The 22552-nt window shown below is 62.2% G+C and carries 20 protein-coding genes, 1 pseudogene and 1 riboswitch; of the genes and pseudogenes, 12 read left to right on the top strand and 9 right to left on the bottom strand.

Features of this window, described 5'->3' with window-relative positions:
- Positions 1–1134, top strand: a 1134-nt coding sequence (locus tag AC0L2P_RS28990; protein ID WP_473506265.1) for a calcium-binding protein, incomplete at its 5' end; no start/stop codon positions are given.
- A gap of 1095 nt (positions 1135–2229) precedes the next feature.
- Positions 2230–3981, top strand: coding sequence for a calcium-binding protein (locus tag AC0L2P_RS28985; RefSeq protein WP_473506263.1), 1752 nt, complete (start codon positions 2230–2232; stop codon positions 3979–3981).
- Between the two features lie 166 nt (positions 3982–4147).
- Here the strand turns inward: AC0L2P_RS28985 and AC0L2P_RS28980 are convergent, their stop codons facing one another.
- The 3 genes and pseudogenes from AC0L2P_RS28980 to AC0L2P_RS28970 all read right to left on the bottom strand — a co-directional run bounded on the left by AC0L2P_RS28980 (position 4148) and on the right by AC0L2P_RS28970 (position 5296).
- Positions 4148–4459, bottom strand: coding sequence for an aldo/keto reductase (locus AC0L2P_RS28980; RefSeq protein ID WP_473506261.1), 312 nt, complete (start codon positions 4457–4459; stop codon positions 4148–4150).
- Positions 4460–4578: 119 nt separating this feature from the next.
- Positions 4579–5124 (bottom strand): annotated as a pseudogene (locus AC0L2P_RS28975) (aldo/keto reductase); the annotation flags it as partial.
- 16 nt (positions 5125–5140) lie between these two features.
- Positions 5141–5296: a YjiS-like domain-containing protein gene (locus AC0L2P_RS28970; RefSeq protein WP_156937304.1), complete on the bottom strand. Its 156-nt coding sequence runs from the start codon at positions 5294–5296 to the stop codon at positions 5141–5143.
- A gap of 233 nt (positions 5297–5529) precedes the next feature.
- Between AC0L2P_RS28970 and AC0L2P_RS28965 the strand changes: the two genes are divergently transcribed.
- A complete protein-coding gene (locus AC0L2P_RS28965) occupies positions 5530–6399 on the top strand; it encodes a LysR family transcriptional regulator (RefSeq protein WP_473506259.1) in 870 nt (289 codons plus the stop codon).
- Positions 6400–6687: 288 nt separating this feature from the next.
- Here the strand turns inward: AC0L2P_RS28965 and AC0L2P_RS28960 are convergent, their stop codons facing one another.
- The 6 genes from AC0L2P_RS28960 to AC0L2P_RS28935 form a co-directional block, all read right to left on the bottom strand.
- Positions 6688–7482: a helix-turn-helix domain-containing protein gene (locus tag AC0L2P_RS28960; RefSeq protein ID WP_473506257.1), complete on the bottom strand. Its 795-nt coding sequence runs from the start codon at positions 7480–7482 to the stop codon at positions 6688–6690.
- Between the two features lie 75 nt (positions 7483–7557).
- Complete coding sequence (locus AC0L2P_RS28955; protein ID WP_473506255.1) at positions 7558–7902, bottom strand: hypothetical protein; 345 nt, start codon at positions 7900–7902, stop codon at positions 7558–7560.
- A 145-nt stretch (positions 7903–8047) separates the two neighbouring features.
- Complete coding sequence (locus tag AC0L2P_RS28950; protein ID WP_473506253.1) at positions 8048–8698, bottom strand: type 1 glutamine amidotransferase domain-containing protein; 651 nt, start codon at positions 8696–8698, stop codon at positions 8048–8050.
- A 128-nt stretch (positions 8699–8826) separates the two neighbouring features.
- Positions 8827–9171: an antibiotic biosynthesis monooxygenase family protein gene (locus AC0L2P_RS28945; RefSeq protein WP_473506251.1), complete on the bottom strand. Its 345-nt coding sequence runs from the start codon at positions 9169–9171 to the stop codon at positions 8827–8829.
- Positions 9172–9207: 36 nt separating this feature from the next.
- Positions 9208–10686, bottom strand: coding sequence for an aldehyde dehydrogenase family protein (locus AC0L2P_RS28940; RefSeq protein WP_473506249.1), 1479 nt, complete (start codon positions 10684–10686; stop codon positions 9208–9210).
- A complete protein-coding gene (locus AC0L2P_RS28935; RefSeq protein ID WP_473506247.1) occupies positions 10683–11324 on the bottom strand; it encodes an NADPH-dependent F420 reductase in 642 nt (213 codons plus the stop codon). Before AC0L2P_RS28935 ends, AC0L2P_RS28940 begins: the two co-directional genes overlap by 4 nt.
- A gap of 384 nt (positions 11325–11708) precedes the next feature.
- A riboswitch (guanidine-I (ykkC/yxkD leader) is annotated at positions 11709–11824 on the top strand.
- A 100-nt stretch (positions 11825–11924) separates the two neighbouring features.
- Here AC0L2P_RS28935 and AC0L2P_RS28930 point away from each other — a divergent pair.
- The 9 genes from AC0L2P_RS28930 (at position 11925) to AC0L2P_RS28890 (ending at position 22494) form a co-directional block, all read left to right on the top strand.
- Complete coding sequence (locus tag AC0L2P_RS28930; protein ID WP_473506245.1) at positions 11925–12989, top strand: putative urea ABC transporter substrate-binding protein; 1065 nt, start codon at positions 11925–11927, stop codon at positions 12987–12989.
- A 38-nt stretch (positions 12990–13027) separates the two neighbouring features.
- Entirely contained in the window at positions 13028–13906 is an 879-nt protein-coding gene (locus AC0L2P_RS28925; protein ID WP_473506269.1) for an ABC transporter permease, read from the top strand.
- Positions 13903–14712, top strand: a complete 810-nt coding sequence (locus AC0L2P_RS28920) for an ATP-binding cassette domain-containing protein (RefSeq protein ID WP_473506243.1) — start codon at positions 13903–13905, stop codon at positions 14710–14712. The genes AC0L2P_RS28925 and AC0L2P_RS28920 overlap by 4 nt, the downstream gene beginning before the upstream one ends.
- 11 nt (positions 14713–14723) lie before the next feature.
- On the top strand, positions 14724–15932 hold the full coding sequence (locus tag AC0L2P_RS28915; RefSeq protein WP_473506241.1) for an agmatinase family protein: 1209 nt from the start codon (positions 14724–14726) through the stop codon (positions 15930–15932).
- Between the two features lie 2 nt (positions 15933–15934).
- A complete protein-coding gene (locus AC0L2P_RS28910; RefSeq protein WP_473506239.1) occupies positions 15935–16474 on the top strand; it encodes a hypothetical protein in 540 nt (179 codons plus the stop codon).
- Between the two features lie 47 nt (positions 16475–16521).
- Positions 16522–17115, top strand: coding sequence for a HupE/UreJ family protein (locus AC0L2P_RS28905; protein WP_473506237.1), 594 nt, complete (start codon positions 16522–16524; stop codon positions 17113–17115).
- A 312-nt stretch (positions 17116–17427) separates the two neighbouring features.
- Positions 17428–20589, top strand: coding sequence for an ATP-binding protein (locus AC0L2P_RS28900; RefSeq protein WP_473506235.1), 3162 nt, complete (start codon positions 17428–17430; stop codon positions 20587–20589).
- Positions 20590–20611: 22 nt separating this feature from the next.
- Positions 20612–21766, top strand: a complete 1155-nt coding sequence (locus AC0L2P_RS28895; RefSeq protein WP_473506233.1) for a YcaO-like family protein — start codon at positions 20612–20614, stop codon at positions 21764–21766.
- 5 nt (positions 21767–21771) lie between these two features.
- On the top strand, positions 21772–22494 hold the full coding sequence (locus AC0L2P_RS28890; RefSeq protein WP_473506231.1) for a TfuA-like protein: 723 nt from the start codon (positions 21772–21774) through the stop codon (positions 22492–22494).
- Positions 22495–22552 lie beyond the last annotated feature (58 nt).

The following is a 22552-nucleotide window of genomic DNA, read 5'->3' as shown; positions in this document are numbered from 1 at the left end:
AACGATGTGTTCCATGGCGCCGGCGGCCACACGATGATCGGCTATGGCGGCAATGACACCTATTATGTCGATGATGTGCGCGACAAGGAGATCGAGGCGGCGGGTGGCGGTACCGACAAAGCACTCGCGTCGGTCAGCCATGCGCTTGCCGCCGGCTCCGAGATCGAACTTCTCGCCACCAACAGCCCGTCCGGCACGACGGCAATTAACCTGACCGGCAATGCGTTCGCCCAGACCATCCAGGGCAATGCCGGCGCCAATGTCCTCAACGGCCTTGGCGGCGCCGACACGATGAGCGGCTATGGTGGCAACGACACCTACTATGTCGATCATGCCGGTGACAAGGTCATCGAGGCGGTGGGCGGCGGCTCCGACAGGGTGATCACTTCGGTGAGCCATGCGCTTGCGACGGGCTCCCAAATCGAGCTTCTCGCTGTAAGGTATCCGTCCGGCACGACGGCAATGAATCTCAGCGGGAACGAGTTCGCTCAGACTATCCAGGGCAACGCCGGCGACAACATTATCAAGGGCGGCGGCGGTGCCGATACAATGATCGGCTATGGCGGTAACGACATCTACTATGTCGACAATGCCGGCGACAAGGTGATTGAGGCGGCGGTCCCCGGCCACGACAGGGTACTCGCTTCGGTAAGCTATGCACTTTCAGCGGGCTCGTCGATCGGGCTCCTCGCGACCACAAGCCCGTCGGGCACGACGGCAATCAACCTCACCGGCAACGAAATCGGCCAGACCATTCAGGGCAATGCCGGCGCCAATGTTATAAAAGGCGGCGGCGGTGCCGACATCTTGACCGGTAGCGGAGGCAACGATGCCTTCGTTTTCAATACCGCCCTTGGAGCCGGCAATATCGACAGGGTCACTGACTTCAACAAGTCCCAGGACAAGATCCATCTCGACAACGCCGTTTTTGCCGGGCTTAAGTTGGGAGGGCTTTCATCCGACGCTTTCTTCGCTGGTACGGCTGCGCATGACAGCTCCGACCACATTATCTACAACAGCTCAACCGGGGCGCTGTCTTTCGACAGCGACGGGACCGGTGGCGCACATCAAATACAGTTCGCCACTCTCTCTCCAGGTCTGTCGCTTACGGCAGGTTCGTTCCTTGTGATCTGAGCGACCCGGAACGGCGGACCTTCGAGAGCGGGTCCGCCGCTCTGTCTTTCTTCAAGCACCGGATTTTTCCAAAGCGAGGAGCCCATTCGGGCTGGTGCTCAACCTTTCGTCACCCAGCGGATTCGCTGGCAGGGCATCATTGAAGAGTGGCTTGAATCTGCCCGCCACCGAGTTTGCTCGGCGCGGTTCGCGACCCGCTTCCGTGTTTTGAACGGCGAGTGCATCTGAGTGAAATAGAAGCTCATCGCACGGTGCATGACGGCGAAGCAAAACGGCTTCGCGAGTAATCGGGTATGCACTTTCTCGTCTCTGCTCTTATTCGATTCTTGTCGGCAACGAACGGCCAGATCCCATCTGACCCCGGCATCCCCAGCCCACTATCAGGTCCGCTGGCGCAATAGCGGCCATAGCTCCACAAACCGCCCCTTCGCAGATCAGGATAGACAAATCGGGAATGCCATTACTTGAGCGCGAGAGCAGGAACCAGGCACCGCGAACCCGGCAGTCATTCGGCAGTTATCCCTCGCTCGTAAACGTCGGCCGAACAGTTTTGATGTCGCTCAAAGTCTTCCTCATGGGCGAGTGCGGCAGGCGCTCCAACTGGGGACCGCCCCTATTCTCACCTTGAGCGGCTTCCTACATCGACTTGATCTCGATCACGGAGATCTGCCGACCGGTATAAGATGATGAGCGCGCAGACGCCTACGAATTGTCTACAACTAATTGCTTGCGGCAGTGAGACCGCGGAGCGGCTTGGCTCTTAGAGCTAACGTCTGTCTGATTTTCATCTTGTAGGTAAATTTATAAATCAAAAACAAGCAAAGAATGTAAATGCCCCGTAATTCAAATGTCATAATTCGAAAAGCTACAGCTGTTTCGAAATAAAGTCGCGATTATGTCTGGATTGTGACCTAATAAGAGCGATAAGTTTATTGTATAAATCCAGTTTTATCAAAATAAGCCACAATGCATGCAGCATTCCTACAAACGCTCAATGATTTTATCAACGGGTGTCTTTATGTGATTTGGCGCTAATATATACACCCTCTAGTAGGTAGGCCTCGGGCGCTATCGAACGAGAAAAAGGAATATTGGATGGCAACTCTGCACTACACCTCGGGTGGTTCCGCCACCGAAATCGCAACCGCCGGCTTCAATCTGGCCGACGTTCAATATGCTAGCCAGGTCACCGCATTGCCGGATGGCATGAAGGGTCTGGTGTATCTCAATGAGCATGAGGGCGTAACCTCATCCTTCATCGAGAAAATGACCCCCTTCCTTGGCAATCCGAACGTGTTCGGGTTCTATTTGGTTGACGAACCCGATCCCACCGGCAGGTGGGGCACCTACGCAACCGCTGAGAACCTGAAGGCGGAATCCGACTGGATCCATGAGCATTTTCCAGGCGCCAAGACGTTCATCACCATGATGAATATGGGATCCCCGACCAATCCGGATTTTACGAACACCTACAATCCAGCCAACACGCATATCGACTATTTCGGAATAGACCCCTATCCGGTGCGCACGGGAACGGACACGGTCGATTACGACATGATCGATCGAGCCGTGGCTGCAGCGGTGAAGTCGGGCATCCCGGCTAACAACCTTGTTCCGGTCTATCAAGCCTTTGGCGGTGGTAACTGGGAGACTTCCGATGGCGGAAGACATGTCATGCCCACCGCCGAACAGATGCAAACCATGATGGATCATTGGGCCGCATTGGTTCCGTCACCCGGCTTCGACTACACCTATAAATGGGGAACGCAGAACGGCGACACCGCGCTTGAAAGCTCCTCCGAGCTGCAAGCCGTTTTCCGGGAGCACAACCTCACTGCCACCGGAGCCGAACCTTCCGACACCACGAGCGACGGCAGCGCTGCCGCGACACCCCCTTCCGACGCCGCCACCAGCGATAGTTCGACTGTGACTGCCCCTTCCCATGACGCCACCGGCGACAGCACTTCAACTGCGACTGCCCCTTCCCACCCCACCAGCGACGGCAGTTCGACTCCGACCGCCGCTTCCGACACCGCCGCCGGCGATACCAGCTCGACTGCCACCGCCCCTTCCGAAGCCGCAACGGGTGATAGCAGTTCCACTGCAACTGTGCCTTCCGGCGCAACCGCTGCCAGTAGCTCTGCTGTGGCCGCCTCCGACCCCACGACCAGCCATGGCGCTGCTACTGCGACTGCTACCGCCATCGCCCCTTCCGACGCCAGCACTAGCGATAGTAATTCTACTGGAGCTGCGACTTCCCACCGCACGACCAGTCACGGAAAACCGACCAGTGATGCCTCCCATACAAGTGTAAGCACCGACAAAATGGCGGACCATAGCGGCAACGACACCTCCCATGCCGACACTGGCGGCAACAAGATGGACGATTTGGGCAGCGGCGTTGACCGGGTGCTGGCTGCGTTGAGCCATGCTCTTTCGGCCGGCTCGGAGTTTCTCGCCACCAACAACCACTCCGACAGAACTGCCACCAACTTGATCGGCCACGGGTTTGCCCAGACCGTCCAGGGCGATGAAAATGTCGGCTCCCAGGCAAGAAACGGCGCCGCCGCCGAGATCATGTCCGGCCAGCACCGAGGCAACGATGCCTTCGATTTCAGCAAGCTCCATGAAAAACTCCACCTCGATCACGCCGCTCTTGCCGAGCTCAAGTCGGGAGGGCATTCATCACACGCCACCTCTGCTGGTACGGCCACCGATGATGGTTCCCACCACATCGTCTTTGACAGCTCAACCGGGTCGCTCTCTATCGACGGCGACGCGGTCGGCGGCGCAGCTCAAGCGCAGCTCGCCATCCATTTTCCGTGGCAGCACCACTCTTTGATCTGAAAACCGGAGCGGCGGACCTTCGACTCGGGTCGTATCCGCCGCTGCGTCTTTGTTCAATTGCGCCACGGAAGCTTGATCAAGGACGATGCGATATCGGCCGACATCCGACGGATCGAAGTTGGCCGCATTTCGCCAAATGCGAATTTCGGATTCGCCACACCCTAAGTTAAGCAGTCTCGGCAATTTTCAGCACGGAATCGATCTCGGCCATCACCGCTGCCGGCAGCCGCCCTTTTTCCAGCGCGCCGAGATTGTCCTCGACCTGCTCGGGCCGCGTGAAGCCGGGAACAGGTAGGGCGATTGCCGACTTGGCGAGGATCCAGCCGAGCGCGCCCTGTGCAAGCGTGCGTCCGCCCGAGGTGAGCAGGTCGCGGATTGCCGAGAACCTTGACAGATAGTGCGGGTTGGCGGCGCCATCCCTGAAAAACACCATCCATTCGGCATTCCCGCCGCGCACGTCTTCGGTGGGCAGCCGCATGGCCGGCGTGTATTTGCCGGTGAGCAGCCCCATTGCCAGCGGCAGCGGCTGAACGAGACGAGGTTCTCGCGCGCCGCAACGGCCATCAGCTCGTTCGCCGGGGTAAACACATTGAAGTCGTTTTCTACGGCGACAAACCCCTCGCGCGGCGCGTAGGCGGCAAGCCGTTCGCGGTGATCGGTGCTCCAGCCGAAGCCGCCGATCTTGCCCTCCTGGCGCAACAGGCTGAGCGTATCGAACACCTCGCCGGCGCGCTCGATCGGATACTCGTTGATATGTAGCAGCACGACGTCGATACAATCGCGCTGCAGGCGCTGCCGCGAATTGTCGATCGATGTCCGGATCGCCGCGGCGGAGGCATCCTCGGGTGCGATCCTGCGCGTTTCGGGATCGCCGAAATAGCCGACCTTGGTGACGATGACGGCTTCGTCCTTACCCTTCAGCGCCCTTCCGAGGATCAGTTCGGCATTGCCGGCGCCATAGGCGGCAGCCGTGTCGAACACCCGCGCGCCGATCTCATAAGCCATCGCCAGCGCGGCTTGCGACCTGATGTCGTCGACCTCGCCATAGATTGTCGCCGTGTCACGCCAGCGCGCGGGGCCACCCGCCGCCCAGGTGCCGATGCCGATGCGCGGTACCGAGCGGCCATCCCAAAGCTCAATCATCTGCATGCCCGGTTCCTCAACGACGCAAGCTGGCGTGGCGGGCACGTTCGCGGATCTCTTCGCGAGAAATGCCGGCATCCGCCAGTGTGCTGTCCCGGGCTTGCCTCAAGCTCGCAAGCGTCTGACGATAGGCGATCCAGCGCGCGAAGCGGTATCGAAGTTCATCCAACATGATCGTCTCCTTTGGCGCGCAGAATGCCCGCGCGCTCGGTTGGTCGAAAGTGCAAAACATCTGCGCCAATCGCATGCGCGATCGAAGGGGTTGCGGTCGCTTCTTGGCCAGCCGAGGCACTTGTCCCTATCCGCCAGGCAGGGCTGTCCAACGCCTCCAACGCCTGCATACTTGCGGGTGATGCCCGCTTCGCGCTACAGCCACGGTCGCAAGGAGTTTTTCATTTCTGCAAAATGGATATCGGCTGGGACGATCTCAGGTTGTTTCTCGACGTTGCGCGGCTGGGTGGCTTGAGCGCAGCGACGGGAACCACGCGCCTCAGCGCAGCCACGCTTGGACGACGCGTCACCGCGCTCGAAAAGCAGATCGGCGAACCTCTGTTCGTGCGACAGCAGACCGGCTATCGGCTGACCCCGGTCGGCGAAGAACTGCTGCGGCGCGCCGAAGACGTCGAGGCGGCAATGCAGTCGCTGACCCGCTGGCGCGAGGGAAACCTGCCCGACCGCATTGTCCGCGTCTCGGCCGGGCCATGGACCTCAGCCTTCGTTTCCGCTCATATCGGCGAGATCTGGACGGTCGATGATGGTATAAGGGTGGAACTCGTGACCACCACCGACCGGGTCGACATCGGCCGCCGTGCCGCCGACATCGGCATCCGCAGCGAGCGTCCGACGGAGCAGTGGCTGGCCGGCCGTCTGAGCGGCAAGGTCGCCCATGCCATTTATTCCGGACGTCACCTGATCAACGGCATCGCCGCCGGGTTGTTCGTCGGCGTCACCGGCGAAGGCGCAAACATTGCCTCGGCGCGCTGGCTGCAAGCCCATCACGGCGATCGCATCGCCGTACGCGGCAACAACACCCATTCGGTGCGCGAACTGGTGGCCGCCGGCGCCGGCCTTTCGATCTTTCCGTGCTTCGTCGGTGACAGCGATCCGCGGCTGGTTCGCGTCGCTCAGCCTATCCCCGAACTCGAAACCGACCAATGGATCGTCACCCATCACGAGGAACGTCACTCCCCGCCGGTACGGAAAGTCGCCGACCGGATCGCCGCCTTGATGCGGGCGCACCAGCCGCTGTTTCGCGGCGAGACGCCGATCCGGTAAGCCGCAGGCGTCCATCGGCCGCCGGCGGATCAAGAATCAGACACTTCGGTGGGCCCGACGATGTGCCGCTTCCGTTGAGGACGCCGGAGTGCGGCGCTGCTCGTCGACGGGCTCGCTCGATCCAATGCAAGTAATCATTGCGGCTGATAGGGAGGCCGTTGCTTGAAAGCAGGCATCAGATTTGCGGCCTCGAACTCTGCACGCAAACTGTCGGGCATTTTAGCCAACGGACGTTTCAGCAAATCACGTCTCCGCCATTCGCATCCTGATGCTGGAATAGACCACAAGTCAGCCCTCGCTCCTGCGAGACCGCAGCCGGCCTGGCGATAGCCCTTTCAATCGGGTCACGACGCGATTCATATGAGCTTGGTGAGTGAAACCCGCGTGCTGAGCAATCTCGGCCAGCGGCCGATCGCTATTTTCCAAAAACTCGACCGCGCGATCAACGCGGCGGCGTAAAATGAATTGATGTACCGGCAATTGCGTGGCCTCGCGAAAGGCGGCGGTGAAGGCACGTCGCGGCATTCCCGCGATTCCGGCAAGATGGTCGATCGAGACCCCCTTTTCCAGATCGCCGTCAATCGCAGCGAGCACCTGGTCGAACCGCTGCGAAGTTAGGACCGGAGACTTCTGCCGCCGCTGGCGCGCATGCCCGAGACGGAGCAGGTTCGCGAAAACCAGGCCCAGCGTCCATTCGCGGACGACGGCGTTCGCTGGCGCGTCGCCTTCGAGGCGTCGGCACAACTCCGCCACCAGCGAATCGCGTATCGGTCGATCGGTCAGGATCACCAGATCGTCGAGGGTCCCGGCTGCGGATACCAGGAGCCTTGACGCCAGCGCGGAGTCAACAGTGATCATCGTCAGCTCGCGCGGCTCCTCGATCTTGAACCGCGTGGCACGCTCGGGAAGACTGAGCAGCAGGTCGCCGGGGCGGGTGAAGACGCGCCGCAGCCCGCGGCCAAGATCGATCTCTGCATAGGATGAACCGCTGCGGATCACACGCAGCTGAACGACTCCGGCCGGCGGATGGCGATAGTCGCCGGTAGGAAAGAACAACCTCTTTGCACTTGCCGCGGTCACCATCGTTGCACCGGGCGTCCGGACCCAAGTTCCTCCAGGAGTTCAATGATCGATCGCAGCATCCTCAATCCTTGACGCCTACTCCTTTGCCCGTTCGACTGGTCCACCAGGCGCATCATTTGCCAGGGCAGTCAGTTCACCAATCCGGGGCACAAAGATCTTGTGCAGTGTCTGGGTCATAATGGTCATTTCACGCTGAATTTGCAGTTCCTGTGCGGCGGGAAACAATGTGTCCTGCAAGAAGAGTTCCAGGCCTGCCTTGTCGTCCCATATCTCGATGATGCGATAGCCGTCGTCGGTGGCATGCGCGATGTGCCGATAGATGCCGCCAGCGGGCCGTTGCTCCACCCCGATCCGATCGAGGATGCGGCCATAATCTTCGGCCGTCAGGCCGGCAATATCAAGTGTCGTCACTACGGCCATGGTTCATCCTCGCTGCTGATAGTTGTTGTTTGACGTGGGGCCCTTGGACAGACCCCGGATTCTATTGGGCCGATGTCGTTTGGCATCGCCGTCCTGACGGCGAGTTTGACTCCCGAATTTCACCGACAGGAGCGGCCTTTGGTCCTCAGCCACCGAGCGCCTCGATGACAAGACGGGCGGTCGCCGCTCCGGAGAAGTTCTGCTGGCCGGTGATCAAATTGCCGTCGCGCACGGCAAAATCGCGCCACAGCCCGGCCTGAACATAGTTCGCGCCGAGCGCACGCATCTCATCCTCGATCCGCCATGGCATCAAATGCGTACCGTGCGGCAGCGCGCCCATCTCCCAGACGGCATTGTCGGCGAAGTCTTCCTCGACATTGGCGAAACCGGTAACAGTACGCCCTTTGGCCAGCAGCTCGCCGGTTGAGAGGCGCGCGTAGCGCAGCAGCGCGACGCCATGACACAAGGCGGCCGCGACCTTGCCGGCAGCGAAAAAGGCGACGAACAGCCGCTGCAACTCAGTTGCGCCTTCGAAAGTGAACATCGGCGCTTGGCCGCCAGCGACGACGATCGCGTCGAACGCCTCGACCGACAGCTCTGCGATGGGCCGGGTCGTCTCCACCAGCGCCGCCAATTTCGGCGTCAACAGGAAACCGAGCGAGATCAGATCCGTATCCGAATAGCCGGACGGATCACGCGGGTCGCTCAACGCATCCGCCTCGCATTTGCCGCCCTCAGGCGAGAAGATCGCCACTTCGTATCCGCGCTCGGTGAAGGCGAGCCAGGGATGAGTCAACTCGCTCCACCAAAACCCGACCGGCCAGCCTGTGGTTGTTGACACAGCCGGGTTTGAAAGGACAATCGCGACCCGCTTTGGATGCAGCGGGTCGAGCGGGTTGGGATCGCGGACAGACATGCGTGATATCAGGCCGGAATGGGAGCGTTTGGGCGCAAAAACGCGTCCTCGACCAGCGGCGGCAGCTCCTCCAACCTGGGCGCGAAGATGTTGTAGAGCGGTTCGATCGTCACCTTCATCTCTCGGTTCAAGCCGATCGCCGCCGCCGCCGGCGCCAATCGCGCCTGCATGAATGCCTCGAATCCCTCGCGATGATCCCACACCTCTATGACGCGATAGCCGCCCTCAATCGGTGCGGTCAAATGCAGATAGATCCCCGGTTCGGGTCGGAGCTCTACGCCCATTTTATCAAGGATTGCGCGGTACTCCTTCGGTGTGATTCCGAGGACGTCGATCGTAGTGACATAAGCCATGATTGATCCTTATTCTTGGCGGTAGCAGGCACTCGGTCAGACGAGATTTGCCCAAATCGTCTTGTATTGGGTGTAGCTTTCCCACGCCTCCCGGCCCTGCTCGCGGCCATAGCCGCTCATCTTGAAGCCGCCGAACGGCGCATTAGGATGGTATTTGTGCCAGCAGTTCAGCCACACCGTGCCTGCCTTGATCCGGTCGGCGAGCCGCAAGGCGCGGCCGAGATCGCCCGTCTGGATGCCCGAGGCGAGCCCGTAGCTCGTATCGTTGGCGACCCGGATCGCGTCCTCCTCGTTGTCGAATGGAATCACCGGCAGGACGGGGCCGAAAATCTCTTCGCGCGATATCCTTAGGTCGTTGGTCGCATCGGCGAAGATGGTCGGCTCGATGAAGAGGCCCTTGCCGTTGACCTGGCGGGTGCCGCCGCCCGCGGTCAGTCGCGCGGTGCGCTTGCCCTCTTCAACATAGCTCAAGACCTTGTCATACTCGCCGCGCGACGCGATCGGCCCGATCATCGTCGCAGGGTCCAGCGGATCGCCGAGCGTCGCCGACTTCGCCATGGCGCTCAGCTTCTCGACGACCTCGTCATAGCAGGCGCGTTCGACCAGCAGGCGCGATCCGGCCACGCAGACTTCGCCCTTGTTCCAGAAGATGCCCCAGAAGGCTGCCTGTATCGCGGCATCGATATCGGCATCGGCGAAGACGATATTGGGACTCTTGCCGCCGAGCTCCATGGTCAGGTGTTTCATCGTCCCGGCACCGTTGCGCATGATGCCCTGGCCGACGGCGGTCGACCCGGTAAAGGCGATCTTGTCGACGCGGGCATCGTTGACCAGCGCGTCGCCGATGGCGCCGCCCGGGCCGGTGACGAGATTGTAGACGCCTGGCGGCGCGCCCGCGTCGAGGATCACCTGCGCCAAGGCAAGGGCCGTCAGGGGCGTGTCGGTCGCAGGCTTGTGAACGACCGTGTTACCCGCCGCGAGTGCCGGCGCGATTTTCGAACAGGACAGCGCGAGGGGAAAATTGAACGGGGTGATCGCAGCGACCACGCCGAGCGGCTCGCGCCGCGTCAGGATCCTGATATTTGGTTCGTAGCTGGTACGATAGGCGCCGTCCATCGCGCTCATGGCGAGCCCGCCATGAAAGCGGAACAGTCCCGAGCAGTGCGGCATGATGATATCGCGGAAATCGCGATAGGGCATACCCATATCTATCGCCTCGCGCACCGCGAAATCCTCGGCGCGCTCGTCCATCAGATCGGCGATGCGAAACAGGATCTTGGCGCGCTCCTCATGATGCATCCGCGCCCAGGGTCCTTGCTCGAAAGCCCGCTGCGCGGCCGCGACGGCTTCGCTCGTATCGGTGATGCCCGCCTTTGCAACATCGGTGATCGCCGCCTCCGTGGTCGGATCAAAAGTCGTCGAAGTCTCGCCACTGACGGCATCGCGCCATTGGCCATCGATCAGCAGACGTCCTACTGGAATCGCCTTGCGCCGCGCGGGTAGATAATCAGTCATGAACCGGTTCCGTCCCGTCGAATGAGATTGAAGGAAATTGTCGGCCCCATCCCGCGCTGATAGGCGAGCTGGACCAATAGCAGCATCATCGGCTCGATCAGGCGTGAGGCCGTGAGATCGCCGACGTCGACCGGCATTGTCGGTAGATCGGCGAGAAGCCGGCAAACCGCCGCCTTGGCATCTGCGTCATTGCCGGCGACATAGCTCGTCACCGGATCGCCGTTGAGACGCGGATCATCCCTGTCAAGCAATTCGGCAAAGGTCGGAATGCACTTGACGACAAACGCGCCCGGCGCGCGCCTCTGAACCTCCTCGCCTACCGACGTCGTAGTGCCTACCAGCATCGTGGAAAGGTCAGGCGCGACTGCATTGGTATTGTCCCAGACGATCTTGCCGGACAAATCGCCAAGCGCGTCCATCGCCAACTCGAGAGCCGGCCATGGCGTCGCCAGGGCAATTACGTCGGCCCATTTTGCTACCTCGTCAGGGGGACCGAAGCCAACACGGAGGGTTGCCGCGATTGCGCGCAACTTGCCTTCGTCGCGACTGAAGCTGAGGCGAATTTCGTGCCCGGCGAGGCCAAGACGTTTCGCCAAGGCCGTCCCGAGCGAGCCTGGTCCGATGATCGCAACTTTCACAACTGCCTCCCGACACGCGATCGGACTTGCCTAGCACCATTGCAGTCGCGCTTATTTCACGAATTGCCGTTGCACGATCGGGCGCACTCGTCACATGAATCCACGCCAACTGGCATCCGGATCCGCCTTGCGCTCACGCCCTCCCCGAAGGTTGCCCTACTGGGCATGTATGTGTGGGCGACTATGGGGCAGGGTGCCATTTTCTCAGCCGAGGTCCCCAGGCACAAGCCTGCTCACATTGGTTGACGCTAGATTTTGTTTGCCTAATCCGTCAGCGTTGCGATGACTTTTGTGGCATCAGCATAATGCGATTGCCTGAAATCCGGGGAAAGGCCGCCTCAGGGCGGCTTTGCGGACTGGCACGCCCCTTGCTTCGTTGTTCACGTGCAGAGCGTCTAGGGTTCCGGCCGTGTCGATCACGGTGCTGGTCCAAGAGACGCGACCGCTTGAGATGCATTGAGGCATCCGGCGGAACACGGCGGGCCAAAATCCCGGGAGAACCCTGCACGGGTTTGCTGGCGCGAACCTCTCCTGGATGCGCGCTCCGTGAACCCCCAACAGACGTCCGGACGCAATCCGGATCGCAAACAGGGGTACGCAATGCTTCGCAAGCTGGCCGCAATCATCCTAGCCGCATCACTTAGCCTCCCCTTCATCGCAGCCGCGCAAGCGACGCCGAAGAAAGACTTCAAGATCTGCTGGTCGATCTATGTCGGCTGGATGCCGTGGGGCTATCTTTCCGACAGCGGCATCATGAAGAAATGGGCCGACAAATACGGCATCAATGTCGAGATCACTCGCATCAACGACTATGTCGAGAGCATCAACCAGTACACCGCCGGCGGCTTTGACGGCTGTTCGATGACCAACATGGATGCGCTTTCGATCCCGGCCGGTGGCGGTGTCGACACGACGGCCTTGATCGTCGGCGACTTCTCCAACGGCAACGACGCCGTTATCCTCAAAGACAAGGCCGCGCTCAAGGACATTGCCGGCCAGAAGGTCAACCTCGTCGAGCTCTCGGTCTCGCATTATCTGCTGGCGCGCGCACTGGACACGGTCGGGCTCGCCGAGAAGGACATCACGGTGGTGAACACCTCCGACGCCGACATGGTCGCAGCCTACGGCACCAGTGACGTCACGTCCGTCGTCACCTGGAATCCGCTGGTTTCGGAAATCGCCGCCATGCCGGGTGCCCACAAGGTATTCGATTCGACTGAGATTCCCGGTGAGATCATCGACATGATGGTCGTCAACACCGCGACGCTGAAGGACAATCCGGCCTTGGGCAAGGCGCTTGTCGGTGCATGGTATGAAGCCATGGCGCTGATGACCTCGGGCACGCCCGAAGGCAAGGCGGCCAAGGAAGAAATGGCCAAGGCATCGGGTACGGATCTTGCGGGTTTCGACGCTCAGCTTGCATCGACGGCGATGTTCTTCGAGCCGGCCAAGGCGGTCGCATTCACCAATGGCGCCGAACTGCCGAAGACCATGGATCTGGTGCGCAACTTCCTGTTCAGTCACGGCATTCTTGGTACCAACGCGCCGAGCGTTGATGTGATCGGCATGAGCTTCCCCGATGGCTCGATGCTGGGCGACGTCAACAACGTCAAGCTGCGTTTCGATCCGGCCTTTATGGCAGAGGCAGCGGGCGGAACGCTCTGACGCGGGAGCGCGACATGCTAGCTAGAGGAACCGGCATCATGCAGGCCGCGGTAGGCCCCGAAGTCGCGCGCTTGCAGCTTAGCAGGCCGAAAGCGCGGCTTCGCCTCATCAACGCGACGGTCTCGCGCGGCGGAGCGTTGCTGCTTGGGACGCTGCCGTTTGCCGCCGTGGCGATTGTCTATCTCTTCGCTTCGGCGCAAAGGCTGGCGGTCAATCCCAGCGACAAGCTGCTGCCCTCCCCTGCACAGATGTGGTCGGCCTTTTCAGACCTGGCGACAGTGCCGGACAAGCGCTCCGGCGACCTGATCCTGTGGGCCGACACCTATGCCAGCCTGATCAGGCTGTTCGCCGGAGTCGGTATGGCCACGCTGGTGGCGCTCAGCCTCGGCGTCGCCATAGGTTTCATCCCGCGCGTCAGGGCCTTTCTGCTGCCCTTGGTCACAGTTGTCTGCGTCATCCCGCCACTGGCGCTGCTGCCGATCCTGTTCATTGCGCTCGGCCTCGGCGAAACGGCCAAGATCACCTTGATCGCTCTCGGCGTCGCACCGGTAATGGTGCGCGACATCGCCAACCGGGTGATGGAATTGCCGCCGGAGCTCGTCGCCAAGGCACAGACGCTCGGCGGCAACAGCTGGACCATGGTGCTCAGGCTGGTGCTGCCACAGGTCATGCCGCGCCTCATCACGTGTGTACGGCTGGCGCTCGGGCCGGCCTGGCTGTTCCTGATCGCGGCAGAAGCTATCGCCTCCACCGAGGGGCTCGGCTACCGAATCTTCCTCGTTCGCCGGTATCTGTCGATGGACGTCATCCTGCCTTACGTCGCCTGGATCACGCTGCTTGCGGTGATGACCGATTGGCTGCTCGTGAGGCTCTCTCACATCATCTCGCCCTGGGCTCATCCGGTGCGGAGCAGATGAGCCGGATCCTCGTCCATGGGCTGGAGAAGAGCTATGGCGACGCCCGCGTGCTGGAACGGGTCAACGTCTCCGCCGAAGCGGGTGAATTCCTGTCGCTGGTTGGCGCCAGCGGTTGTGGAAAATCGACATTCCTGCGCATCCTGCTTGGCCAGGAACAGCAAAGTGGCGGCGTGGTCGTCGTCGGCGACCAGCCGATCGTGCCAGAGCCGACGCCGCAACGCGGCATCGTCTTTCAGCGCTATTCAGTGTTTCCGCATCTGACCGTCCTCCAGAACCTGCTGCTGGTCGAAGATTTTCGCTCTGGCGGACCGCTCGGCCGCGTCTTCGGCGCCAGGCGCAGAAGCGCCAGGCAAGAGGCCGAAACCATGCTGGAACGCGTGGGCCTCGCCCATGCACGCCACCTCTATCCGGCCTCGCTTTCTGGCGGCATGCAGCAGCGGCTGGCGATCGCGCAGACTTTGCTCGGCCGGCCGCAGATCCTGCTTCTCGACGAGCCGTTCGGCGCACTCGATCCCGGCATTCGCATCGAGATGCATGAGCTGCTTACCGAGCTCTGGACCGAACACGGCATGACCGTCGTCATGGTCACCCACGACATCGGTGAGGCCTTCAAGCTCGGCACCCGTGTGCTCGTCTTCGACAAGGTCCGTCACGACCCCCAGTTCCCGTCCGCCTATGGCGCGACGATCACCTACGATCTGAAGCTCGACCGCAAGCACCGGGCTTCCACACGAGACGTGGCCGAAGTGGCCGCGATGGTCGGGACGACCCGACTGGATAGCGCAATCGCGACGACGGCGTCGTGAAGGAGGTTTTCATGCACAGAGATCGTCCAGAACGCCGGCATCGCCGCGCCGGGCTCACCGACCGCCAGCCACGCCAACGCTTCCACCATCCGAACTTCGAGATCCGCGACATGCAGGGCTGGAAGTCGATCGAGGCGGAAGGGAAGCTGCCCGAGGATGGCTGGCGCAAGGAACAGAAATGGGCACTCGACATGGGCCTGCCCGGATCGGATTCGATCATCGACAAGTCGATCCCGACATTCGCGCGAGGCGAGTTGCCGCATTTCGCCGGCATCAACACCTTCCTCAAGGCGCCCTATGTCGAGAACGTCCGCGATGTCGGCAGGTATGACGCTGCCGTCATGGGCATTCCTTTCGACAGCGGCACCACCTACCGGCCCGGAACCCGCTTCGGGCCGCAAGGCATTCGCCGCATCTCGGCGCTCTACACGCCTTACAATTACGAGCTCGGTGTCGACCTGCGCGAGCAGATGACGCTTTGCGACGCCGGCGACGTCTTCACCATTCCCGCCAATCTCGAAAAGAGCTTCGACCAGATCACCAAGGGCGTCAGCCATGTCGCCTCGTCCGGCGCGCTGCCGATCATGCTCGGCGGCGACCATTCGATCGGGTTTCCGTGCGTGCGCGGCATCGCCGACGTTACCTCCAAGCGCATCGGCATCATCCATTTCGACCGCCACATCGACATCCAGGAAAAGGATCTAGACGAACGCATGCACACGACGCCCTGGTATTGGGCAACCAACTTGCCGAACGTCTCGGCCACCAATCTGGTGCAGCTCGGCATCGGCGGCTGGCAGGTGCCCCGCTACGGCGTGGCCGAGGCGCGGAAGCGCGGCACCAACGTGCTGACGATTTCCGATATCGAACAGATGGGACTGGAGAAGGCGGCGGAGATCGCGCTCGAACTCGCATGGAAGGACACCGACGCCGTCTACATCTCCTTCGATGTCGACAGCATCGATTGCGGTTTCGTGCCGGGCACGGGCTGGCCGGAGCCCGGCGGCTTCCTGCCGCGCGAGGCACTGAAGCTGCTCGGGCTGGTGTCGGCGCCCGGCATCTGCGGACTGGAAGTGGTCGAGGTGTCGCCGCCCTACGACACGTCGGATATCACGGCGCTGTTTGGCGTGCGGGTTGTCGTCGAGGCACTCGGCTCGATGGTCGCGCACGGCAATCTCGGCAAACACAAATCCATCATCGACAAGCCGACGAGTTTTTGACCATGCACGATGATCATCCCCACCACAGCCATGACCATGGCGACGGCCACCATCACGGGCCAAACGGGCATCATCACCATCCGCACCCGGTCGGCCACAACGGGCCGGCCGGCAAGCCGTTGCAATGGCAGACCCCGCATCTGCCGCACGACCATGCGCCCGAACCCGCCGACGCGCTGACGACGGATCTCGATCTTGTCGAGATCGCCTTTCTCGACGGATTTTCGCGGGCGCCCGACTCCTCCAGTTTCCTGCGCCTCGCCGGGATTCCGTTCGTCGGCGAAACCGCCGACGGCGTGCGGCTGCATCTTCTGCGCGTCGAGACGCAGGACATGGTCGATGTCGGCGCCGTCATGCCGCTGATTGGCGGCGCCGGCGTCACCTATCACCCGCTGCCCGCGAAACTGACGTCGCGCCGGCGCCGCCTGGCCTTCGTCTACCATGACGGCAGGGGACAAAGACCCCTCGACTTCGGCCAGGCGCGGCTTCTGGCCGACAGGTCCGGCGCTGCACAATTCACCATGCCAGGGGCCGGACAATGAGCACCGGCCTTGAACCGATCGCAACTCCATCAAACAGGTCCACAACCATGAACAGAACGCTTTCATTCTTCGGCAGACTCGCCCTGGCAGCCGCCACAACTCTCATCCCCTCATTGGCCTTCGCCCACAGCGGCGGTTTTCATGCTCACGGCTTTGTAGACGGCCTTCAGCACCCGCTGGCCGGCATTGATCATCTGCTTGCCATGATGGCTGTAGGCATCATCGCCGCTCGCGCCGGCGGCAAGGGGATCATCATCGTGCCGTCGTGCTTTGTCTCGGCGATGGTCGCTGGCGCCCTGCTCGGTATCGCCGGCATCGGCCTGCCCTCACTGGAAACCGGCATAACGCTATCGCTGGTGGTCTTCGGCGCCATGATGGCGCTTGCTAAGCCGCTTCCGCTCGCTGTGGCTGCCTCGCTGACTGCCCTTTTCGCTCTCTTCCACGGCAATGCCCATGGCCTCGAAATTCCCGAGACGGCCAGCGGCATCGCTTATGCGGTTGGTTTCGTGGTCGCCACTTCGGCACTGCATGCGACCGGCGCGTTGGCCGCCCTGACACTTCGGCGCTGGCCGGTAGCCATCCGCACGGCAGGGGTCGGCACGTCGGTGGTCGGTATGGCGTTGGCGGCACAGATCCTCTGACCTGCAACCCAGGCGTCTGCAATGTACAGGAGGCGAAGGCATGATCAAGCGGCTGCCGGCGTTGTTCAAGCACCTGATACAGCGATCCCGACAGTCTACCAGCGGTTGGCAACACAACTGCGGCTCGGGAGCCCACCATAAGTCCGCCCGCCGCAGGCCTCGTTCGTCCGGCAGTGCCTCCTGCTCAGCGGCTCGTCGCCGAAATGCACCGGCACCGTCTCCTCCCCGCCCCGCCCACCGATTAAGTGTTTTGTGAACAGCATCGCACTTTGCTAATATTGCCGTCACTGCGCTCGGCGAGGAAATCGCAGCATGTCGGAGAAGGGTCCGGTCGCGTTGCCGGCGGCGTTGGTGACAACAGGTTTTCTGGGCGGCAACGGCAACAGTGCGTCCGAAGCCCGGCATGAGCGGCGGATCCTGACCGCGCTCTGCTATGATCTTGTCGGATCGACCGACCTTCTTGCCATCCTCGATATTGAAGAATTCGAGGAACTGATATCAGCCTTCCAGCGGGCGGCGAGACAGGCGGTCGCGTCGTGCTCGGGTGCCGTCAGGGTCGAGGTCGGCGATGGCGGCGTTGCGCTGTTTCCTGCCGAAATAGACGCCAAGGACGCGGCATCGCTGGCGATCCGGGCCGGGCTCGAAATCATCGACGCCTGCGGGCGCGTCGGTTCGGACAAAGGCTGCGCCGATTTGCATGTCCGGGTCGGCGTCGCGACTTCGATGACCCTGATCCACAAGGGTGACGCCGATACTGCTCATGACAATGTTACCGGCCCTGCCTTCGCGATGGCGACGCGGCTCCAGGCCATCGCGCAGCCGGATACGGTGGTGGTCTCTGAGGAGACGCGCAACCTGGCGCGAAGGTCGCATGTGTTCAGCTTCAGGGGCACCCATGCGATCAAGGGGTTTGCCGAGCCGGAGCGGGTCTGGCGCGCGCTGAGCCACAAGCGCGAGGTCGACCGCTTCTTCGCCTTCGGGCGGCTGAGCAGTCCGCTAGTCGGTCGCGAGGCCGAGCTCGGCACGATCGCCGAAGCATGGGGCAGCGCCGTTGCAGGAAACGGCGGCGTGGTGGTGATCGAGGGCGAGGCCGGGATCGGCAAGTCGCGCATTCTTCACGAAGTGCGCCGGCGCACGCGTCACCAGCGCGCGAAGCTGCTGCTCTTCCAGTGCACGCCCGGCGGCTTGCGCTCGACGCTGCATCCGCTGCTGCAGAACGTGCGGGGCGATCTCGCCGACAACGGTGGACAGCTGAGCGCTGGCGCGGTGGCGGAAGTATTCCGCGATCATGACGTTCGCGATCCCGAAATCATCGACATCTTCTCGTTCCTGCTCGGCGCTGCGGGAGCCGATCCGGCGCTCAAGGAGATCGATGCCGAGGCGATGCGCGAGAAAGCCAATTGGGCAGTTCGCCACTCGCTCGAAGCCCTGTGCGCCAGCGGACCGATCGTCCTGGTGGTCGAGGACATCCATTGGATCGACCTGACGTCGAGACAATTGTTGGCTGAGCTTGCACAGTCGGCCCGTCATTTCCGGGCGCTTGTCATCGCGACCACACGCCCTGGATCTGGGAGCTGGCTGGCAGCATCGAATCCCAGGTATATCCCGCTAAAGCCCCTCAACCGCGAGCAAACGCGTCTGGCGATCGCGGCCATGTGGCCGCAAGGCAAGCCGTCCACTTCCCCGGAATTGCTCGACATGGTGGAACGCGTGACCGGAGGCGTCCCGCTGTTCATCGAAGAAATCTGCCAGTGGATAACCGAGAACGCGGCCTCGGCGACGGATCGGCTGGCGCAGACCGCGACGCGCAGTCATGCCTCGGTGTTCGAAAGCGTGCTCGAGGCCAGGCTCGAAACGCTGGGGCCGGCACGCGAGGTCGCGCGCGCTGCGGCCGTCGCGGGCAATCGTTTCAATCAGGAATTGCTTCGCGCGCTTTTGCCGGAGTTCGACGGTGACGTCATCGCAAACGCGCTGGATTCGCTGAGTGAGGCCGGGTTCCTGATCCGCGTGCGGCCTTCAGGCGTTCCCGTCTACGGCGTGCGCCATGCGCTTATCCAGGAGACGATCTACAACGCAACGCTGCGCAAGAGACGGCAGGCCTTGCACCAGCGGCTGTTTGCCGCAGTGAGCCGCAACCGAAACCTGGCCGGGTGGCTGGGAACTGCCGAGGTCGCCGAGCACGCCGAGCGCGCAGGCCTTCTGGAGGACGCGATCGGTCAGTTTGTGATGGCAGGCACGGAAAGCTCGTCCCGCTCGGCAATGGCGGAAGCAAGGCAGATACTCGAACATGCGTTGGGGCTCTGCGAGCGAGTTGCCGCGACCGACACGCGAGACGCGCTGCGGCTATCGGCAATGGTCGTGCTCGGTCCCATCCTGACCGCTGTCGAGGGGCCGAACTCGGCGCCCGCCCGCAAATTATACGAGGACGGCGTGGTGATCGCCCGGCGGCGGCCGGTAGCCGAACGGGCCAAGTGGTTCCCGATCTACTGGGGCTGGTGGTTCACTGATACCGTCATGGACGGCGAGCGCGCGGAAGTCGTGCTCAGCGATCTCAGGGATGTCGAGGATGCCGAAGTGCAACTCCAGGCCAGGCATTGCGTGTGGGCAATCGACTTCAATCTTGGGCGTCACGACCGCTGCATCGCGGCCGTCGAGGTCGGGCTTTCGCTCTATGAGCACGGCCAGGGCAAAGCGAATGCTGCATTGTTCGGCGGGCATGACGCGAGGGTCTGCGGGCTCGCTCACCGCGCCTTGTCGTTGTGGTTCGTCGGAAAGCCGGCAAGCGCGCTCCATTCGATGTCGGAAGCCAGGAGCTGGGCGCAGGAAACCGGACATGCCGGCAGCATCGCGCATGCCTACCTCAATGAGGCGATGCTGCATTGCTATCGCCGCGATTTTTCGGCGCTGCGAAGCGTAATAGCGGATCTGCGCCACCTGACGGAGCGCCATCATATGCCCGCCCTCGCCGCCGCAGCGCAAATCTTCGAAGGCTGGTGCGACGGCAATGCCGGCCAGGTCGAGAGCGGCAGAGAAAAAATGCGACAAGGTCTTGGCCTCCATGGCGAGTTCCAGACACCTGAGGACGAACCGGTCTATTGCGGCATGCTGGCAGAGCTTTTGACACGGACTGCCGAGTTCGATGAGGCGCTCGCACTGCTGGGCTCGGCTGCGGCGCAGGCCGAGGCCGGCGGCAGCCGCTTCTGGCTGGCGGAGCTCTACCGGCGAAGGGCGGAGCTACTTCTTCTCCAGGGCAACGCGGAGGCGGACGTGATCGCTGCCCTCGAAAAGAGCATCGCCATAGCCGCGGAGCAAAGCGCGGTGCCTTTCCTCGTCAGTGCATACGAGACCCTTCAATCATCAGGCCTGTCACCTGAACTGTCGTCGCGCTATCGCGACCGGGTCGAACGTGCGAAATCCGCTCTCGAGCCGGGCGCCGCGCTGATCGTCAATCCCGAACCGGCGGTTCGGCACTAGCCGGCCCTGAAGAGCATCCGCGATGCTGAAGCGATATGAACGCCTGGGTCCGCCGCCCGACGAGGCGCTGGCACGGCTGATGAAGATGCGCGAAGCCCTGGGCATCACGCGGATCGCCGACCTTACGGGGCTCGACCAGCTCGGCATCCCCGTCGTGCAGGTGACAAGGCCTTTCTCGCTCTCCAACGCGGTCGCGCAAGGCAAGGGCGCCACCCTGGCGCAAGCCGCCATATCGGCCATGCTGGAATCGGCCGAGAGCTTCTTTGCAGAGCAGGTGGCGAATTTCGACACAGTCGTCGGCTGCGCCGATCAATTGGGCATCCCGCCAGATCGTTTCGAAAGCCATCTCCAGGACGGCACCGCGCCCGGATGGCGCGGCAGGGAGACGGCGTGGGTAGCCGCCGACAATCTTCTCACCGGCAACCGCGAGCTGGTCCCGTTTGAGCTCGTGCACACCGCCTATGTGCTGCCGTCACTGCCCTATGACGGCATTTTCACGGCATCGACGAGCGGTCTGGCCGCAGGCTTCGAGGAGCCGGATGCGATCATTCATGGCATGCTTGAATGCATCGAACGCGACGCGATCGCCACGGCATACCGGACCCACGGTTTTTTCCATCGTCAACGCATCGATCCCGAGACGATCGACGATCCCTCGCTCCGCGATCTCCTAGAGGCTTTGGCGGCCAAGAAGGTGCTGGTCGGCCTTTGGCAAGCTCTGTCGCCGTTGGGCATACCGGTGGTGTGGTGCCATCTGCTAGAAGACGAACCGACGGAAACGGTCCTTTTGGATCATCCGGCTGACGGTTCGGCTGCCGGTTTCAGTCCCGCCGGCGCGGCAGCGCACGCCATCTACGAAGCGGCACAGGCCCGTCTGGCGGCGATCTCGGGCGCGCGCGATGACCTGACGCGCGCGTTCTATCCGAAATACCCCGATCGGCAGATGATCGCAGCGCATCGCCGGCTCCTCCGCGACGGCCCGCGCAGCGTGGATTTCCGTGCGCTCGCCGAGCCGACGTTCAACACGGCATCGGACGGGCTGTCGGTCCTCCTGGCAATTCTCGAAGAGAGAGGATTCGACGCGGTTCACCTAGTCCGGGTGATAACGAAACCGCTCGACGGCCTTTCGGTTGTCAGGATCGTCATCCCTGCCTTGCAGCCACTCTTGCAGGGATAGAGACCATGCGCCCGAAACTCGTCTTCACCGGCCCCACCCTGTCCCATGCCGACGCGTTGAAGGTCGTCGATGCGGTCTGCCTTCCCCCGGCCGTGCAGGGCTCGATCGTTTCGGCCGTACAGCGTTTCGACCCGAGTGTGATCCTTGTCATCGACGGCGGTTTTCAGGCCGAGCCCGCGGTTCGGCACAAGGAAATCCTGTGGGCCCTCAGCCGCGGCATTCATGTCGTCGGCGCGGCCAGCATGGGTGCCCTTCGAGCAGCCGAGCTGTTCCCCCATATGCAGGGCGTCGGGCTTATCTACCGATGGTATCGCCGCTTCGCCTTTGCACCCGACGACGCGGTAGCGGTATTGCATGGACCGGCCGAGGTGAATTTCGCTCCCTTGACGCATGCGCTGATTGACCTGCGCCGAACCCTTCGTGTTGCTTGCCGGCGCGGCGTGATTTCACCCGAACAGCAGGCGAGGCTCGAGGGTGCGGCACAGGCCGTCAACTTTCGCGAGCGCACCCTGGCACGCATGGTCCGGCATGCGCGCGACGGCAAGGACGACGTCGAGAAATTGTGCAGGGAGCTCGGCGCGGCTTTCGTCCAGCAAAAAAAGCAAGATGCCCTGCGGGCACTCGAACTTTTGCGGGAGCAAGCATTTGAAAAAGCGCACCCCATGCCGGACTTACAGCTAACCTCGGCCTTCTCCAAGGATATGGATGATGCGGGGCTGGCGCTGTAGGCCCTGACCCCTTGGCGGGCCACGATTTACGCAACGTAAGCGCCGTGATAGCGTGGTA

Source organism: Mesorhizobium sp. WSM4836 (assembly GCF_055811815.1).
This window is presented reverse-complemented; position numbering and strand designations above follow the sequence as displayed.

Excerpts from the sequence above, each read along its gene's own strand:
- AC0L2P_RS28985 (WP_473506263.1), top strand. The coding sequence starts at position 2,230 with ATGGCAACTCTGCACTACACCTCGGGTGGTTCCGCCACCGAAATCGCA.
- AC0L2P_RS28980 (WP_473506261.1), bottom strand. The coding sequence starts at position 4,459 with ATGCGGCTGCCCACCGAAGACGTGCGCGGCGGGAATGCCGAATGGATG.
- AC0L2P_RS28970 (WP_156937304.1), bottom strand. The coding sequence starts at position 5,296 with ATGTTGGATGAACTTCGATACCGCTTCGCGCGCTGGATCGCCTATCGT.
- AC0L2P_RS28965 (WP_473506259.1), top strand. The coding sequence starts at position 5,530 with ATGGATATCGGCTGGGACGATCTCAGGTTGTTTCTCGACGTTGCGCGG.
- AC0L2P_RS28960 (WP_473506257.1), bottom strand. The coding sequence starts at position 7,482 with ATGGTGACCGCGGCAAGTGCAAAGAGGTTGTTCTTTCCTACCGGCGAC.
- AC0L2P_RS28955 (WP_473506255.1), bottom strand. The coding sequence starts at position 7,902 with ATGGCCGTAGTGACGACACTTGATATTGCCGGCCTGACGGCCGAAGAT.
- AC0L2P_RS28945 (WP_473506251.1), bottom strand. The coding sequence starts at position 9,171 with ATGGCTTATGTCACTACGATCGACGTCCTCGGAATCACACCGAAGGAG.
- AC0L2P_RS28940 (WP_473506249.1), bottom strand. The coding sequence starts at position 10,686 with ATGACTGATTATCTACCCGCGCGGCGCAAGGCGATTCCAGTAGGACGT.
- AC0L2P_RS28930 (WP_473506245.1), top strand. The coding sequence starts at position 11,925 with ATGCTTCGCAAGCTGGCCGCAATCATCCTAGCCGCATCACTTAGCCTC.
- AC0L2P_RS28925 (WP_473506269.1), top strand. The coding sequence starts at position 13,028 with ATGCAGGCCGCGGTAGGCCCCGAAGTCGCGCGCTTGCAGCTTAGCAGG.
- AC0L2P_RS28920 (WP_473506243.1), top strand. The coding sequence starts at position 13,903 with ATGAGCCGGATCCTCGTCCATGGGCTGGAGAAGAGCTATGGCGACGCC.
- AC0L2P_RS28915 (WP_473506241.1), top strand. The coding sequence starts at position 14,724 with ATGCACAGAGATCGTCCAGAACGCCGGCATCGCCGCGCCGGGCTCACC.
- AC0L2P_RS28910 (WP_473506239.1), top strand. The coding sequence starts at position 15,935 with ATGCACGATGATCATCCCCACCACAGCCATGACCATGGCGACGGCCAC.
- AC0L2P_RS28905 (WP_473506237.1), top strand. The coding sequence starts at position 16,522 with ATGAACAGAACGCTTTCATTCTTCGGCAGACTCGCCCTGGCAGCCGCC.
- AC0L2P_RS28900 (WP_473506235.1), top strand. The coding sequence starts at position 17,428 with ATGTCGGAGAAGGGTCCGGTCGCGTTGCCGGCGGCGTTGGTGACAACA.
- AC0L2P_RS28895 (WP_473506233.1), top strand. The coding sequence starts at position 20,612 with ATGCTGAAGCGATATGAACGCCTGGGTCCGCCGCCCGACGAGGCGCTG.
- AC0L2P_RS28890 (WP_473506231.1), top strand. The coding sequence starts at position 21,772 with ATGCGCCCGAAACTCGTCTTCACCGGCCCCACCCTGTCCCATGCCGAC.